This window comes from Dyadobacter sp. HNCC25DJ186, assembly GCF_056895235.1.
On the sequence record NZ_JBXHAS010000002.1, the window covers coordinates 457,249 to 471,814 of the forward strand.

Sequence of the window (14,566 nt, forward strand, 5' to 3'; positions counted from 1 at the left end):
AGATTAAAAGAATATTAGAAGGCCAAAAAAAACCTTGGTTTCTCAACGAAACGCTATTCCTTCGCGTATCGGGTAAAAAAGTAGAGTAAATAAAATCAACAGAATTTATGAAAAAGTTATTTGGCCTGTCCTCCTTGCTATTATTAAGTTTCTTCTTTTCCGGAACGGCATCAGCACAAAAATCCCTGACGTTACTTGGTACTTACGGAAGCACAAACCAGCGCGATGATTCGGACGGGGCGTATGGTTTCGGAGCGCAATATCGCTATTTTGTGAAACCCAATATGGCAATAGGTTTGTCGGCTAAATATATCACAGAAGATATAAATCGTGAGCTTTCACTAAAAACGGTCAGGGGCAGGGCCACGAATGTTCCTGTTAATTTAATGGGAGAATATTATTTTGGTAGCAAAGGAATCAAACCCTATGTCGGTCTTGAAGTGGGTTTGAATATTCAAAAAATTGAAGGTTTCAATATTATCGTTGATAAATCTACCATCAGGCCAGGTGTTTCACCGAAGGTTGGGATTATCCTTCCCATGGGCAGGCGTTTACAGTTGATGGTTGAAGGTTCTTATGACATGGTTATCGGCTCGGCAAACTCAGTGAATGTCGATGCCACTAAAATCGGCAATGAGCTTTACTCAGTAAAAAACAGTAATCAGTCAATCACCGTTACAGGTGGTATCCGTTATATTTTTGGTAAAATGGAAAAGAAAGTCAAACCTGTTCCTGAACCATAATTAGAACCTTGTCACCAAATAAGAACCGGCAGTTTGATCTTATAGATCAGCTGCCGGTTTTTATTTGGTGATTTGTTTACGTTACTTGCAATAAAAGTGCTAAAATTAAAAATACGGATGCCTGAAAAAACCGATCTATTACTTTCCCTACGTCCTGTTGTCAAAACCGAGCCTGCAATTAATCCGGCGGAGCATTTCCAGAATGAGACGTTGCGTCCGATTTTGAAATTTCAAAATGATACTTTGATCCGCGTTTTCAGAAAATATGCGGCTGAGCGAAAGAACACATTTCACCAGTTGACCGAAGCTGATAAGAAAATGTACATTACCAACGCGTTAAGGCAAGATGTAAAACTCCATTCACTTTTAAAAGGTATCATCATTGGCCATTTTACAGAAGAAGAATGGCAGGTTTACCTGGAAGAAGAAACGGATATTAACCGCCGATTATCCAACCTCATATCGCAACGTCTTTTGAGTAATCTGGGAGCATTTTGAATTAAAATTCCGTATTCACACTGTTTTTTCTCCCAGACTTAGAGGGCCCGTTCCCAGGTAAGCAATGATAAGTGCGGCGCCGGTAATTGAAATGTTTTTCATGAACATTACCATGTCCATTTGTTTTTGCATCGGATCAGTCAGTGTCCAGAAATTATGCATGACAAATGTAACGGGGAGCATGAAAAGAATGAGCAGCCACGCTCCGTATCTGGATTTGTAGCCGGTTATAATACTTAGCGCACCTACAAATTCGACAATTCCGGATAATGGAACAAGTACGCTCGCCAGCGGAAGACCTTTTGCTGCTGCAAATGAGATGCTAGCCTCTGAAAAATGTCCGGAGGCAGATAAAAGAAAGATGGCGGAAAATAGAATCCGGCCTGTTAGAAGTAGATATTTCATGAGTTTTTTTTTCAAAACTACCGAAAAGAACTATCGAAAATATAGTACTATCCGTTTGTATAGTGCTATCCATTTGTATAGTCCCTTTTAACATGACTGTCCTAAGCATTAAAAAGGTATAACATCAGACAAGGATTAGCATATACCGAACGAAGAGATTTTAATAAAATAATAAACTAACTTTTCTCAAATTTATTTGAATCGAAATCACATCTTAATTTTGGGAGAGAATTTTTCTTTCATATTCCAGAAAATTTTTAAATGTCTCGTTGTCAATAATATATATGTAATTAAAGACGCCTGAAATGAGAAAGTTCGGGTAATTTTAGATAGGCTTTCATGCCATTATACTTCGGATTGTTACAAAAAAAGTATATAATTAGCTTGAAGAGAGATAAGTCGAAAAACTAGATTGGTTGTTATGGAAACTATTTTTAAATTTCCCTAGTTTTTATTTAGTCTAAGAACTGTAAGCCCTAACTATGATATGAGTACCGTACAGATTAAACGAATTTATGAACCAAAAGACGAAGCGGATGGCTTCAGAATTCTTGTGGATCGTTTATGGCCTCGCGGATTAAAAAGAGAAGAGGCAAACGTTGATGAATGGTTGAAAGGTGTTGCACCATCTGCCGATTTGAGAAAATGGTTTAATCACGACCCTGCGAAATGGGAAGAGTTCAGACAGGATTATACCTTCGAGCTTCGGCATTGCATGTCGTCTGTGCACGATCTGGTTGACAGGATAAAAAAACACAAAACCGTGACATTACTTTATGCGTCAGACGATGAGAAGCATAATCACGTCGTTGTTTTGGCTAAGTTTATCAATAATTTGATGCAGTCAAATTAATGTTTCGAGAGCATGTCTCTGATTTCTTTTTCGGTGCCGTAAACGAAATGTTTATCTCCATTATTAAGGATGATAAGGCTGAATCTGAAATCTGCATCCGGCACTATTTCCTGAATATCAGATTGGTCAATTGCGATTTCAGAATCTTCGTCTTCCTTTAATTTGAATTTTGGCACCTTGTTCATCCCGTAAGTGTAAAATATTTTTGGAATTAACTAAAAACACCGGGCGGTTTGTCCGGTGTTTTTTTGTTAGTTTATTGTATGTGAGCACGTAACATCCACGCAATTTTTTCGTGTTGTTCCATTAATTGCGTAACATAGTCGCTCGTTCCCGCATCCTTATGTTGATCAGCAAAGTTGTTAATATTGCCTCGAATGAATTCGATGATACTTTCATGATCCTGAAGCAAGTATTTTATCAGGCTTAAACTATCATTTCCACCTTCATACTGTTCGGTCAGATGACTTAGCTGCAAATAATTTTTAAGTTTAGCCGGAGCAAAATGGCCAAGCTGGCGAATCCTTTCTGCTACGCTATCAAGAATTTCTGCGGATTGCCCGTACAAATCTTCAAAGTAAACGTGTACGGAATGAAAATCAGGCCCCACAAGGTTCCAGTGTGCATTTAGTGTTTTTGTATATAGGATAAATTCGTCGGCCAATAATATGGCAAGTTGGTCAGCAACGACTTTTCTGTTTTCATCAGATATTCCAATTCCTGGTTTCATTGGTAAGGTAATTTAAGTTTAATAATTCAGTTATAAATAGTAAGCCCTTTTGACACTTTTGGGTTGCTAAGTTACGATAATGAAAACTACCATAACTGTACCAATCAGGGTCATTGATTTATATTTTACTAAAAGTTAATCACTTTTTAATTTTCATTTCGACAGGATCCCACTGGATAATTTTTTTCTTGAAGTAACTGTCGTTGCAGGCCAAAACCGGGGCGGCTGCGCGGAAACCAAAGACAGGATCTTCTACGGTTCCCAGCGTACCTTTTCTCACATTTTCAAAGAAGTCGCGGAAATGGTTTGCGTGTGCATCATCTTCTTTCGGCGCATCAAAGCGTATTTCTTTCACAGGATCTGCTTTTCTGGAATCGGCGGGATACTGTGCGTTATATTGTTTTTCGAATTCTTTTTGCTCGCTGGCAGAAAACGTACCGAAACTGTCATATCCACCATAACCCGGCGCTTTTGGCAGTTTCTTTTTGGTGAGGATCAGATTGTTTTCCGTAAATTCAATCTGGCCTTCAGTTCCAATGATGCGCGTATTGTTGGCCACTGCACCGGCGTTTGCAAAGTTTACGCGCAAAACCATTTGGAAATTTGAATGAAGTTCGGTTTTTGGATATTCCAGAATAGAAACAAGAACATCCGGTACGTCACGCCCGTCTTTCCAGTAACTCAATTCTCCTGATGAAAATATGCGTTCAGGTCCCATAGAGTTGGTCACAAAGTGAACGCCGGTGATCAGGTGAACGAATAAATCACCTGCGACACCCGTTCCGTAATCCTTATAATTCCTCCAACGAAAAAATCTTTTGGCATCAAAAGCGGTTTTCGGCGCATCACCCAAAAACGTATCCCAGTCCAACGTTGTCAACGACGCGTCGGTCGGAATCGAGTAATTCCATGCACCGAGCGAATTGAAGCGGTCGTTGTTAGATTCTACAAAGTTGATATCACCGATTTCCCCCGCCTGAAAAAGTCTTTTCGCTTCTTTGAAAGAAGCAGAACTGATGCGTTGGCTGCCAATCTGCATCGTTTTTCCAGATTTTTTCCAGGCATCAATGACTGATTTTCCCTCGTCAATGTGTTGAACCATAGGTTTCTCACAATACACGTGTTTACCAGCTTGCAAAGATGCTTTGGTGATATGGTCGTGCCAGTGATCAGGCGTTACAACAAGCACGGCATCGATATCCTTACGTTCCAGAATCTTTCGATAATCGCGGGTTGTGAAAATGTCTTTTCCATAAGTCTCTTTGACATGCGTCAGACGACCGTCATAAAGGTCAGCCGCAGCAACAAATTCAGCGTCAGGAACTCCACGGAGTGCTGCTTTGGTATCCTGATTTCCCTGAATACCCATTCCAATTGTTGCAAAACGGATCTTGTCATTGGGACTTATTTTCTTCAGATCACGGATGATATTGAAAGGCTTCGCAACGCTTCCCGTCGCAATTAAGGCCGAAGCGGCAGTCACACTTTTGATAAAATGACGGCGGTTACTACTCATGGGTTTGGTGATATATGTTTGGGAATATTCAATTCCCTAAAATAAGTAATAAAAACAGGATGTGATTGCTCTCCTGACATTTATTCAATTATCACGTGAAAAAGTACAGTCAGCCCAGGCACTAAAATTGTGTATAAAACCGTATTATATTGTCCAATCAAAATTTTGTGATATGCAACAACTACAAAGGCAAGTGATTATTGAAGAGCTGATCAAGCTTATCAAAACTGGAAATGCCCATGTTTCGCTGGACAGTGCGCTGGCAGATTTATCGCCAGAACAGCGAACTGTTGTACCTGAGAATCTTCCATACAGCATTTGGCAGCTGGTCGATCATATCAGAATCACGCAGTGGGACATCGTTGAATTTTGTTTGTCCGAAAATCATACATCGCCGAAATGGCCGGATGATTACTGGTCAAATAATCCCGATAAAGTTTCAGATATAGCGTGGGAAGCATGTATAGAACAAATTCATCAGGACCGGGAGAGATTTTTTGATTTGTTACAAAATGAAGAAATTGATCTTTTGGCACCTTTTCCTTACGGCGAGGGGCAGAATATATTCAGAGAAGCGTTGCTTATCGCTGACCATACATCATATCATTTAGGGGAAATTCTGGTTTTAAGAAGACTTTTGAAAGATTGGGATTAAATAAAAAAGCACTCACAACGATTCGTTATGAGTGATGCGATGCTTCCAGTTTTTGGATGGCTTTTTCAAGATTAATTCCCTTGCCAAGAACACCTTTGAAAAGATCTCCTTTTTTCTCAATTCTTTCAAGCGTGTTTTTTATCGTAAAATCATGGAAATCCAGCCCACGTTTCACTTCATCCCATTCCAACGGGGTGGAGACAGTTGCACCTGGTTTTGGTCGAACACTATATGCACAGGCCAATGTTTGCCCAATACGATTTTGAAGATAATCCACGTAAATCTGGTTTTTTTTGCGTTTTGAAAGCGATCTTTCCAGTGTAGTAATATCGGGCAGTTTTTCATTGACCATGATGGCGATGATATTTGCAAACTCTCTTGCTTCGTCGTATGTATATTTTTTGTTAAACGGGACGTAAACATGCAGGCCAGAAGAACCGGAAGTTTTGCAGTAACCATTAATACCAGCCTGATCCAGAATTTCCTTCGTTGCGAGGGCCACATCGACCACATCGTCAAAAGTATTTTTATCCGACGGGTCAATGTCGATGACTATATAGTCTGGATTGTCAAGATTTTCGACTGTCGAATTCCACGGATTCATTTCGATACATCCCAGATTCGCAGTATAAAGCAGACTTTTTTTGTCATTACAAACCAGATAATCAATCATTTTATCATTCGATTCGGAATGAATTTCTGCCGTTGTTACCCAGTCCGGCGCATTATCTCCTGCATCTTTATGGAAAAATGCCTGCCCGTTAATTCCGTTCGGATTTCTCTTCAATGAAAGAGGCCTGCCTTTGAGATATGGGAGAATATATTTTGAAACCGAATCATAATAATCAATCAGGTCTCCTTTCGTTATTTTCTCGTCTGGCCAGTAAATTTTGTCCAAATTTGTCAATTCCACCTTCCCCTTCGATTTGGAAGCTTTTTTGACGTTAGCGGTATGTACTTTTTCCGCTGATTCAGGCATTGTGTTTTCTGTCCTTTCCTTTATTTTTTCGCTTTTTTCCTTTTTTGAATCGAATGGCTTTAAAGATTTTACTTTCTTAATATCATATTTTTTATCAATTGAAAACTCATCCTTATGTTTGATAAGAAGCCAGTTTTTTTCGCCGTTTTTCATCCGTACCAGAACAAAACCGCCTTCGATATTCTGGCCTTTTAAAAAAACTTTCAACTCACCTTCATCCAACGCTTTCAAAGCTTCCTTTTCGGTGATTTTTTCAAGATTTTCGTTAACCGGAAAAAACGCGCCCTGATCCCAGACATCGACCGTGCCGGCTCCATAATTTCCGTCTGGGATTGTTCCGAAGAAGTTAATGTAGTTTACCGGATGATCTTCCACCTCAACGGCAAGTCTTTTATCTTCCGGATTCATGGATGGGCCCTTTGGAACCGCCCAGCTTTTCAAAACGCCACCAAGTTCAAGGCGGAAGTCGTAGTGAAGCCGCGTCGCGTCATGCCGTTGAATAACAAACCGAAAAAGACTTTCTTTTTCGTCATGGGCCTCCGGTTCGGGCGTATCCTTAAAATTCCGCTTTTTCTTGTAATTGGTAAGTGACATCAGGATGCTTTTCTTTTACTGTTTTCAAGACTTTCTTTCAGTTGTGCCATCAAATCCTTACTCCGTGAATGAACCACCTTCATAGTCGAAGCCGTAGTTTTTTTACCCTTCGCTTTTGCTTTTATCAAAGACAGAAGTTTCTCGGTATAGGTATCTTTATATTTGCTAATGTCAAAATCGGTGGTCAATTGTTCGATCAGGTGAACGGCCATTTTCATCTCCGCAGGTTTTACTTTCACCTCAGGAATATTCAGCTCGTCGGGTTGTTTTATCTCATCATGAAACCGGATTTTGTTTAAAACCAGCACATCGCCGATTGGTTTAATAATGACCAGACTCTCCCGGTTTCGGAGCACATAACTACCTAAACCCACCATACCGGTTTTGGCGAGGGCCTCACGCAGTAATGCATACGCTCTCACCCCGGATTTTTCGGGTTGCAGATAATAAGGTGTCTCATAATAAATGCTGTCGATTTCTTTTTCCTTTACAAATTCTGCAATCTCAATAATTTTACTCTGCTCCGGGCTGGCTTTTTCGAAATCACCGTCGTCCAGCACCACATATTGGTCGTCTACTTTATAGCCTTTCACAATATTATCCCAGGCCACTTCCTTTCCTGTTTTTGCGTTCACGCGCTGGTATTTTATGTTTGCTTTGTCTTTTTTGTCGAGCATGTCGAGATCGAGTTCACTGTTCTGAACTGCACTGAAGATTTTAATTGGAATATTTACGAGACCAAATCCGATAGCCCCTGTCCAAATTGCTCGCATAACTTTTCATGGTTTGTTGGTGAAGTTATTCCTGAAAAATCTATGCCGTTATTTATTTGTTGACTGGCAGACATTTATAGGGTTCTTCGGGGAAAAATATGGACAAAGAATTCTGTATCAACCCGGTATACATTAAAAGATTTTCAGAATTTTTATGTTTTGGCCAGAGAATCAGGCAGAATGCATTCTTACTAGCAATTATCTATCTTAAATGTTAAATATTTATCGGATTTCATTGTTGTTTTATAAATGCGGTTACTACCCGGTGTGCTGGGAGTTCAATCACGAAAGAATGCGATTTTGCGTTATTTAAATTAAAATTATAAATATGAAAAGTAAGTATTTAGCCATGACAATTTTGGCTGGTTTATCAGGAAGTGTAGTATTGGAATCCTGTGCAACAAGTAAGGAATATTCGGCGACCGGAACGGTTCAGTCAATCGAATTTGGGAAGGATGGTTATACGGCCAGTTTGAAAGATAAGGATGAAAATGATTTCGACGCGTTGATCAGTATCGTCCGTATGCAGAAAGATTATAAGGTGCTGAAAGTAGGGGATAAGGTAGAACTTTCCGGCGATACAATACATCTGGACAATAAAACCCGTGTTTTGGTGAAGAAAATTAAATAACTTGAAAGGAAAATGCCCGGATCATTTCCGGGCATTTTAATGTAACCTATTCTTTGATATAGACCGGAAGAATAATATATTTTGAACCGTTGTAGTCATATTCATTCATCAGCCGTTCAATCACCTTTTCAGCGTGGCGTTCGGATAGGAATTCGGTATACCATTTTCCAATTTCATTTTGTGCACTGACAGGATGCGGCAGTATCCCTTTTTCGGGGTCAAGAATAAATATGCTGAAAGTTTTTTCCATAATTTTTAATGGGTGCATCAAGTTATTGCCGTTGTTATCAAGTTATTCTGACAAATGATTTTTACTTTTTGCCTCGCTCTGTTTTGTGTTTTCAAAAGCGATCTTTATTGTTTCAATGATTTGATCAAGGTCTGAATATGCTTCTTCCACAGAGTCGAATTCGTTTTCGTGGACAAACAACACGTTGCTTTCCCGTTCCGGATACTCACCTGATAAAATTATTTTTCCGATATAACCTACGTCATCTTTTTCAACAGACGTAATGAAAGCTTCAGGATTGGAAGCAATTATCGTCAGATCATCGTAGTCAATTCGAAAAATATCAAAATAATTCATGCGTTTGTGAGTAGAATAATTTGCGTCAAAGGTAGAAAATTTAGCCAATTTCTACTCACAAACTCTTTCCAAGATGGGTTATTCCGATTTGTCCGTGTTCCGAACGGGTTTCAAATTTTCCCAAAACTCAATTTGAACATCATAGGCTTCTTCCTGCGTTACATAGTCGATATATTTTTCCTCCCGTCCCTGGTTTTTCGCCCTGACTACCGGATCAACCCATCCATCCAATTCATAGGTTTCTGCACGATAATCCCAATTTGTTTCATCCTGACTCACATTCGCTGTTACAATTACCTTTACTTTACCTCCCATCGGACGATGAAGGATTTTTTCATAGCTTATTTCCATGGTTCGATAGTTTATATGTTACGTAATGGCATTTGAGCCCATATTTGGCGTTCAATAATACCTATAAATTCGATGCCAACCAGGTCAGTGGCCCACTTTAATCTTGAACCACACCGCATCGCTGAAAATTTCCGATATTTTGGTTTTTGTACTGAATGAAGTAGAAAAGTTTGGTTTTTTGATCATTTAGAGAATAAAATATTTATATTGCATTGAAATTAAAAAAAATGAAGCTTGAACTTATGATGAAATCTGTATTTAACGAAATCTATACATACACTAAAAAGAATGGCGATAGCGTTTTCATGATCTCGATGTTGACAGTTGTTATGATTGTCGTTTTTGTCTTTAAGAAGCCAAATCAGCGTAATATGGGCGAAGAGAGAAACTTCTCAAATGTTGAATTAAAAAAGGATAAGATTAATTTTAACATCTTATTTAAATAACCTGCCTAAAAGTTTCCATCCAATTTCCCCGGAGATTTTATTCCCATAACATACGGTTATAATACACTTTGCCTTTCCGTTAAAGAGATAGTTATGCGCTTAGATTTTTGCGTGTTCAAAATTCATTATGGCTGTCCTATAATTTTATGGCACAATATTTGAACCATAAAAATTATAGAAATAAACCAAACCGACAGATCTGTTATGGAAAACAACACCACCGACAACGAGCCTGAATCTTCACATAGGGCGACGGACATGTCCACTTTATCGCAAGTATTAGAAAAATTACGTTTAAGGAAAATTGATAATGAATATAAATGGACCGAAGAAGGTTTTAACGCCGGCAAAGGCAAAAGTTATGAACCGGAAGATTTAACGATCATCAAGACCTATCGTTTTGAAGGCGAATCAGATCCAGCTGACTCGTCGATTTTATATATTATTGAAGCAAATGATGGAATGACGGGTTACAGCATGGATTCCTACGGCGTGTACAGTGAACATGAGGATGAGGAAGGATACGACAATTTCATCAGGAAAATCCCTATTTCAGATCGGGATGAACAACTAATTTTCGAGGTCTAATCGGAATAATAGTTTTTATAAATCATTATAGAATATTTAAGCGGGGGAAATGGGCGACCATTTTCCCCGCTTTCGTTTTTCAACATTTCCCCGGATTTATACAAAAGGCAATCATAATGCAACCAAAATAGTAGTATTTTTACCGAACAATCGGTAAGGTAAAAATATGGCAGTAGTTAAAGTTTTTCCGGAGGATGTGGATAGAAAACTTGCAGAAGTTTTCACGCAATATGGCTATGACGGCGCATCTATGGAGCTGCTATCAAATGCGACAGGTTTAAAGAAGGCGAGTTTGTATCATCGGTTTCCGGGCGGTAAAAAAGATATGGCCGCTCATGTTTTGAAAAAGACTGAAGCGTGGTTTGAAGAACAAGTCGGTACTTTACTTCATGATCAGAATCGTGAAATAGGAGAGCGGTTATCTGAAGCAATTCAGAGAATAAGTCTGTTATTTGAAGATGGAGCCCGCAATTGTTCGCTAAGAATGTTGTCTGCATGCAGTGAGGCAGCCTACTTTCAGGATACGATTGCGAGTTGTTTTAAAATTCTGCATGGTGGATTTTCCTTTGTTGCAAAGGAAAACGGATTTTCGAAAAAGGAGGCAGACGAAAAAGCCATGCAAGTCATCATAAACATTCAGGGTTCCCTTGTACTTTCCCGCGCGATGGGTGATCATGAGATATTCAAAATAAGCATTTCAGCAATCCCAGAACTTCTTGGCATTCAGAAGAATTAAAACAGAAAATAATTTCTATTTTACCGATCGTTCGGTAAGTTTACAGTTTCTTAGCTGTAAATATATTTTTTTGGAGGTTTTGGATTAAACAAACTTTAATTTCGCACACTGAAATACGCAGGAACTCAAAAAAGCTAAAATAAAATCGAAGTCATACAAATGAAAATTAATAAGGAATTAAACCGCGTCGTAGTTACTGGCCTGGGGGCGCTGACACCGATCGGAAATAATGTAGATGATTTTTGGAGTTCACTAATTAATGGCGTTAGCGGTGCCGGCAATATCACGAAGTTTGACACTACACATTTCAAAACGAAATTCGCCTGCGAGCTGAAAGGAATTAACGCGCAGGATTTTTTCGAAAGAAATGAGGCAAGGAAATACGATCCATTCACACAGTATGCGCTGATTGCAGTAGATCAGGCGGTACAGCATGCCAATATTAATTTCGACAATCTCAATAAAAACAGGATTGGCGTGATCTGGGGAAGCGGTAATGGAGGTATTCAAACCTTCCAGGAGCAGGTTATGGAATTTGCTTTGGGAAATGGTACGCCACGTTTCAATCCTTATTTTATTCCAAAAATGATTGTGGATATCGCCTCTGGTGTTATTTCAATCAAATACGGTCTTCGCGGGCCAAACTTTACAACAGTATCTGCTTGTGCAAGCTCAAACACGGCGATCATTGATGCCTTCAACTACATACGTTGGGGAAAAGCGGACATGATTATCACCGGTGGATCAGAAGCGCCTATCAATGAGACATCGATTGGAGGCTTTAATGCGTCCAAAGCCTTGTCCACTTATAATGAAGATCCTTCTAAGGCTTCACGTCCCTTTGATGTGAAACGGGATGGATTTGTTATGGGAGAAGGTGCCGGAGCGCTGGTGCTTGAAAGTTATGAACACGCCGTTAAACGTGGTGCACCAATTCTTGCTGAGATTGTTGGAGGTGGTATGGCTGCTGACGCTTACCATTTAACTGGTACGCATCCGGAGGGAGAGGGTGCATACCTAGGCATTCTGGAAGCGCTGTCAGAGGCGAATTTGCAGCCCGGTGAAATTGATTATTTAAACGTTCACGCGACTTCAACGCCAATGGGCGACGCGAGCGAACTGAAATCGGTAGAACGGGTTTTCGGGTTTAACTCCGGACTTAACATCAGCGCGACAAAATCAATGACCGGACATTTACTGGGTGGAGCCGGAGCGATTGAGGCAATTGCTTGTATCAAAGCGACCATGCACGACATCGTACCGCCGACAATTAATACGACAGAAATAGATGCTGACTTTGAAGGCAAATTTAACCTGACCCTAGGTGCGGCGCAAAACAGAAAAGTTAATTATGCAATGAGCAATACATTCGGTTTCGGAGGCCATATCGCAACAAGTGTATTTAAAAAGTTCGACGAATAGGCAGATACATATTATTCAGTTGCAAAGACCCCTGGACTTGGATTTAGTTTAGGGGTCTTTATGGTATAGTACGGGCAATACCAGATTGAATAGTGTAACAAATGTCGTAATGATGTTAAAATAAAAAGCCTTGATAACATCAAGGCTCTTTTGCTCATTTTAACCCTCCTCTACACTTGTAAAATAAGTGGCACAAAAGTAGGAGGTGGAAATTTAAGAACAAAGTAAATAATAGAATTAATATTACTTATTTGTAATATTAATTCGCAACTAAAATTCCTGCCTCTTCGTTAATATAGTATTGGGTTATCTTACTGTCGTAGAGATCTGACAAAATACTTGACTGATAGTCCTCCCTTAACTATGGAATTTCAATCTTTTATGAAGTATCATGATTTTATGAAAACATAAAAGAAAACTTAATATTCTACGTTTTAGAGCTGTACAGAAGGATTAGATATCCACTTCAAAATATTAAAATTTATAAAAGTATGTTCGTGCCAAGATTTATGAAGGACGATTGGGTCAGGAGTAAACGAAGTTCGCAGTTGATGCAAATCGATGAATATCAGACGGAGCTTGTTGTAGAAGTATTAGCGGGGAAAAAATCAGCAGAACATGTTCATAGGCAGTACAACGGAAAAGTTTGGTGTACCTGGGTCAATGAAAATGATCATGTGGTATCAGAGCCATTTCCCGAATCTGAATTGGAAGAAGCCAGTCATTAGAGAATGCGGCCTGAGAAATCTGAGTTTTTGCAAGTATAAAGATTTTGATAAATACTTTAACTTAATGTGTTTGTAAAGGTTAAGTTTTCAAATCTTCAAGATATGCGTATACAGTTATCAGTACTAAGGCTATTTGTTTTGCTGGCTTCTTATTCAGCGGTTTATGCATTGCCTCAGCCGGCGACCTTGGCAATCGGTTCTGCCGCACCGGATTTTAATTTAAAAAATGTTGACGGGAAAAATTATTCATTAAAAAACTTCGCCAACGCAGATATCCTGGCGATCGTGTTTACTTGTAACCATTGCCCTACCGCACAGGCTTATGAAGACAGGATAAAAGCGTTAACATCTGAATTTAAAGACAAAAAAGTAGCTGTCGTGGCCATATCTTCCAACGATCCCAAAGCGATACGGCTGGATGAATTGGGATACACGGATATGGGAGACACGTTTGAAGAAATGCAGCTTCGTGCAAAGGACAAAGGTTATAACTTTCCATACTTATACGATGGAGACAATCAGGCGACTGCTTTGGCGTATGGCCCGGTTGCGACTCCGCATATTTTTATTTTTGATAAGGAAAGAAAACTGCGGTACACAGGAAGGATTGATGATGTTGAAAAGCCTGCTGGAACACCTAAAAACAGAGATGCATACAATGCAATTCAGGAATTGGTCGCTGGCAAGCCTGTGACTGTTGCAACAACTAAGACTTTCGGCTGTTCAATGAAATGGACTACCAAGGAGCATAATGTGCAGGATGAGGAAGCGGGCTGGGCAAAAGAACCTGTAAGTTTAGAAACGATAGACGAGGCCGGTATCAAAGAATTAATTTCAAATAAATCGGATAAGCTAAGATTGATCAATGTCTGGGCGACTTGGTGCGGCCCATGTGTAACTGAGTTTCCAGACTTTATGCAGATGCACCACATGTATCGGAACCGGGATTTTGAATTTATTTCAATCAGTGCAGATACGCCGGATAAAAAAGACAAGGCTTTAAAATTTCTGCAAGGAAAGAGGGCTTCGAACAAGAACTTTATTTTCCATATTGAAGATAAGTATAAGCTAATCGAAGCGATTGATCCAAAATGGCAGGGGGCACTTCCTTACACCATTCTGGTGGAGCCGGGTGGTAAAATAGTATATGCCCAGCAAGGACCGATCGACCCCAAAAAAATGAAAAAAATTGTGGTTGAAAATAAATATGTCGGCCGGTTTTACTGATAAGGTTGTTCGTAATACCATCACAACCATGAGGTGTTTAAAAAAAGCACTTCGTGGTTGTTGTTTTAGTGGCCGCAGCGTTTCGGGTTCCATTTTTGGATTAAA

The 14,566-nt window shown here is 39.5% G+C and carries 19 protein-coding genes; 10 read left to right on the forward strand and 9 right to left on the reverse strand.

The window, feature by feature from the left end; all coding sequences use genetic code 11:
- The first annotated feature begins 107 nt into the window (after positions 1 to 107).
- On the forward strand, positions 108 to 743 hold the full coding sequence (locus AC1XUO_RS06795; RefSeq protein WP_483329016.1) for an outer membrane beta-barrel protein: 636 nt from the start codon (positions 108 to 110) through the stop codon (positions 741 to 743).
- 117 nt (positions 744 to 860) lie between these two features.
- Positions 861 to 1,241 (forward strand): glyoxalase, encoded by a 381-nt coding sequence (locus tag AC1XUO_RS06800; RefSeq protein ID WP_483329017.1) that lies wholly within the window; start codon positions 861 to 863, stop codon positions 1,239 to 1,241.
- Positions 1,242 to 1,256: 15 nt separating this feature from the next.
- Here the strand turns inward: AC1XUO_RS06800 and AC1XUO_RS06805 are convergent, their stop codons facing one another.
- Positions 1,257 to 1,646, reverse strand: coding sequence for a DoxX family protein (locus AC1XUO_RS06805; protein ID WP_483329018.1), 390 nt, complete (start codon positions 1,644 to 1,646; stop codon positions 1,257 to 1,259).
- Between the two features lie 487 nt (positions 1,647 to 2,133).
- Between AC1XUO_RS06805 and AC1XUO_RS06810 the strand changes: the two genes are divergently transcribed.
- On the forward strand, positions 2,134 to 2,499 hold the full coding sequence (locus AC1XUO_RS06810) for a DUF488 domain-containing protein (protein WP_483329019.1): 366 nt from the start codon (positions 2,134 to 2,136) through the stop codon (positions 2,497 to 2,499).
- On the opposite strand, the gene AC1XUO_RS06815 is transcribed toward AC1XUO_RS06810, so the two are convergent.
- The 3 genes from AC1XUO_RS06815 to AC1XUO_RS06825 form a co-directional block, all read right to left on the reverse strand.
- Entirely contained in the window at positions 2,496 to 2,684 is a 189-nt protein-coding gene (locus tag AC1XUO_RS06815) for a hypothetical protein (RefSeq protein ID WP_483329020.1), read from the reverse strand. The two genes, AC1XUO_RS06810 and AC1XUO_RS06815, sit on opposite strands and share 4 nt — an antisense overlap.
- Before the next feature lie 71 nt (positions 2,685 to 2,755).
- Positions 2,756 to 3,229: a Dps family protein gene (locus tag AC1XUO_RS06820; RefSeq protein ID WP_483329021.1), complete on the reverse strand. Its 474-nt coding sequence runs from the start codon at positions 3,227 to 3,229 to the stop codon at positions 2,756 to 2,758.
- A gap of 139 nt (positions 3,230 to 3,368) precedes the next feature.
- A complete protein-coding gene (locus AC1XUO_RS06825; protein ID WP_483329022.1) occupies positions 3,369 to 4,745 on the reverse strand; it encodes a Gfo/Idh/MocA family protein in 1,377 nt (458 codons plus the stop codon).
- A 172-nt stretch (positions 4,746 to 4,917) separates the two neighbouring features.
- Between AC1XUO_RS06825 and AC1XUO_RS06830 the strand changes: the two genes are divergently transcribed.
- Entirely contained in the window at positions 4,918 to 5,400 is a 483-nt protein-coding gene (locus AC1XUO_RS06830; RefSeq protein WP_483329023.1) for a DinB family protein, read from the forward strand.
- Positions 5,401 to 5,425: 25 nt separating this feature from the next.
- On the opposite strand, the gene ligD is transcribed toward AC1XUO_RS06830, so the two are convergent.
- Complete coding sequence (gene ligD, locus AC1XUO_RS06835) at positions 5,426 to 6,973, reverse strand: non-homologous end-joining DNA ligase (RefSeq protein WP_483329024.1); 1,548 nt, start codon at positions 6,971 to 6,973, stop codon at positions 5,426 to 5,428.
- Entirely contained in the window at positions 6,973 to 7,746 is a 774-nt protein-coding gene (gene ku, locus AC1XUO_RS06840) for a non-homologous end joining protein Ku (protein WP_483329025.1), read from the reverse strand. Before ku ends, ligD begins: the two co-directional genes overlap by 1 nt.
- 328 nt (positions 7,747 to 8,074) lie before the next feature.
- Here ku and AC1XUO_RS06845 point away from each other — a divergent pair, with 328 nt between their 5' ends.
- Positions 8,075 to 8,377 carry a hypothetical protein gene (locus tag AC1XUO_RS06845; protein WP_483329026.1) on the forward strand — a complete coding sequence of 101 codons (303 nt, stop codon included), beginning with the start codon at positions 8,075 to 8,077 and terminating at the stop codon, positions 8,375 to 8,377.
- 46 nt (positions 8,378 to 8,423) lie between these two features.
- Here AC1XUO_RS06845 and AC1XUO_RS06850 read toward each other — a convergent pair whose 3' ends face one another.
- The 3 genes from AC1XUO_RS06850 to AC1XUO_RS06860 all read right to left on the reverse strand — a co-directional run bounded on the left by AC1XUO_RS06850 (position 8,424) and on the right by AC1XUO_RS06860 (position 9,314).
- Complete coding sequence (locus tag AC1XUO_RS06850) at positions 8,424 to 8,627, reverse strand: hypothetical protein (protein WP_483329027.1); 204 nt, start codon at positions 8,625 to 8,627, stop codon at positions 8,424 to 8,426.
- 42 nt (positions 8,628 to 8,669) lie between these two features.
- Positions 8,670 to 8,963, reverse strand: a complete 294-nt coding sequence (locus AC1XUO_RS06855) for a hypothetical protein (RefSeq protein WP_483329028.1) — start codon at positions 8,961 to 8,963, stop codon at positions 8,670 to 8,672.
- Positions 8,964 to 9,041: 78 nt separating this feature from the next.
- On the reverse strand, positions 9,042 to 9,314 hold the full coding sequence (locus AC1XUO_RS06860; protein ID WP_483329029.1) for a hypothetical protein: 273 nt from the start codon (positions 9,312 to 9,314) through the stop codon (positions 9,042 to 9,044).
- Positions 9,315 to 9,964: 650 nt separating this feature from the next.
- Between AC1XUO_RS06860 and AC1XUO_RS06865 the strand changes: the two genes are divergently transcribed.
- The 5 genes from AC1XUO_RS06865 to AC1XUO_RS06885 all read left to right on the forward strand — a co-directional run bounded on the left by AC1XUO_RS06865 (position 9,965) and on the right by AC1XUO_RS06885 (position 14,461).
- Entirely contained in the window at positions 9,965 to 10,348 is a 384-nt protein-coding gene (locus AC1XUO_RS06865; RefSeq protein ID WP_483329030.1) for a hypothetical protein, read from the forward strand.
- Positions 10,349 to 10,514: 166 nt separating this feature from the next.
- A complete protein-coding gene (locus tag AC1XUO_RS06870) occupies positions 10,515 to 11,084 on the forward strand; it encodes a TetR/AcrR family transcriptional regulator (protein ID WP_483329031.1) in 570 nt (189 codons plus the stop codon).
- A gap of 159 nt (positions 11,085 to 11,243) precedes the next feature.
- Positions 11,244 to 12,506, forward strand: a complete 1,263-nt coding sequence (gene fabF / locus AC1XUO_RS06875; RefSeq protein WP_483329032.1) for a beta-ketoacyl-ACP synthase II — start codon at positions 11,244 to 11,246, stop codon at positions 12,504 to 12,506.
- Between the two features lie 491 nt (positions 12,507 to 12,997).
- A complete protein-coding gene (locus AC1XUO_RS06880) occupies positions 12,998 to 13,234 on the forward strand; it encodes a hypothetical protein (RefSeq protein WP_483329033.1) in 237 nt (78 codons plus the stop codon).
- Between the two features lie 102 nt (positions 13,235 to 13,336).
- Positions 13,337 to 14,461, forward strand: coding sequence for a redoxin domain-containing protein (locus tag AC1XUO_RS06885; RefSeq protein WP_483329034.1), 1,125 nt, complete (start codon positions 13,337 to 13,339; stop codon positions 14,459 to 14,461).
- The last annotated feature ends 105 nt before the right edge of the window (positions 14,462 to 14,566 follow it).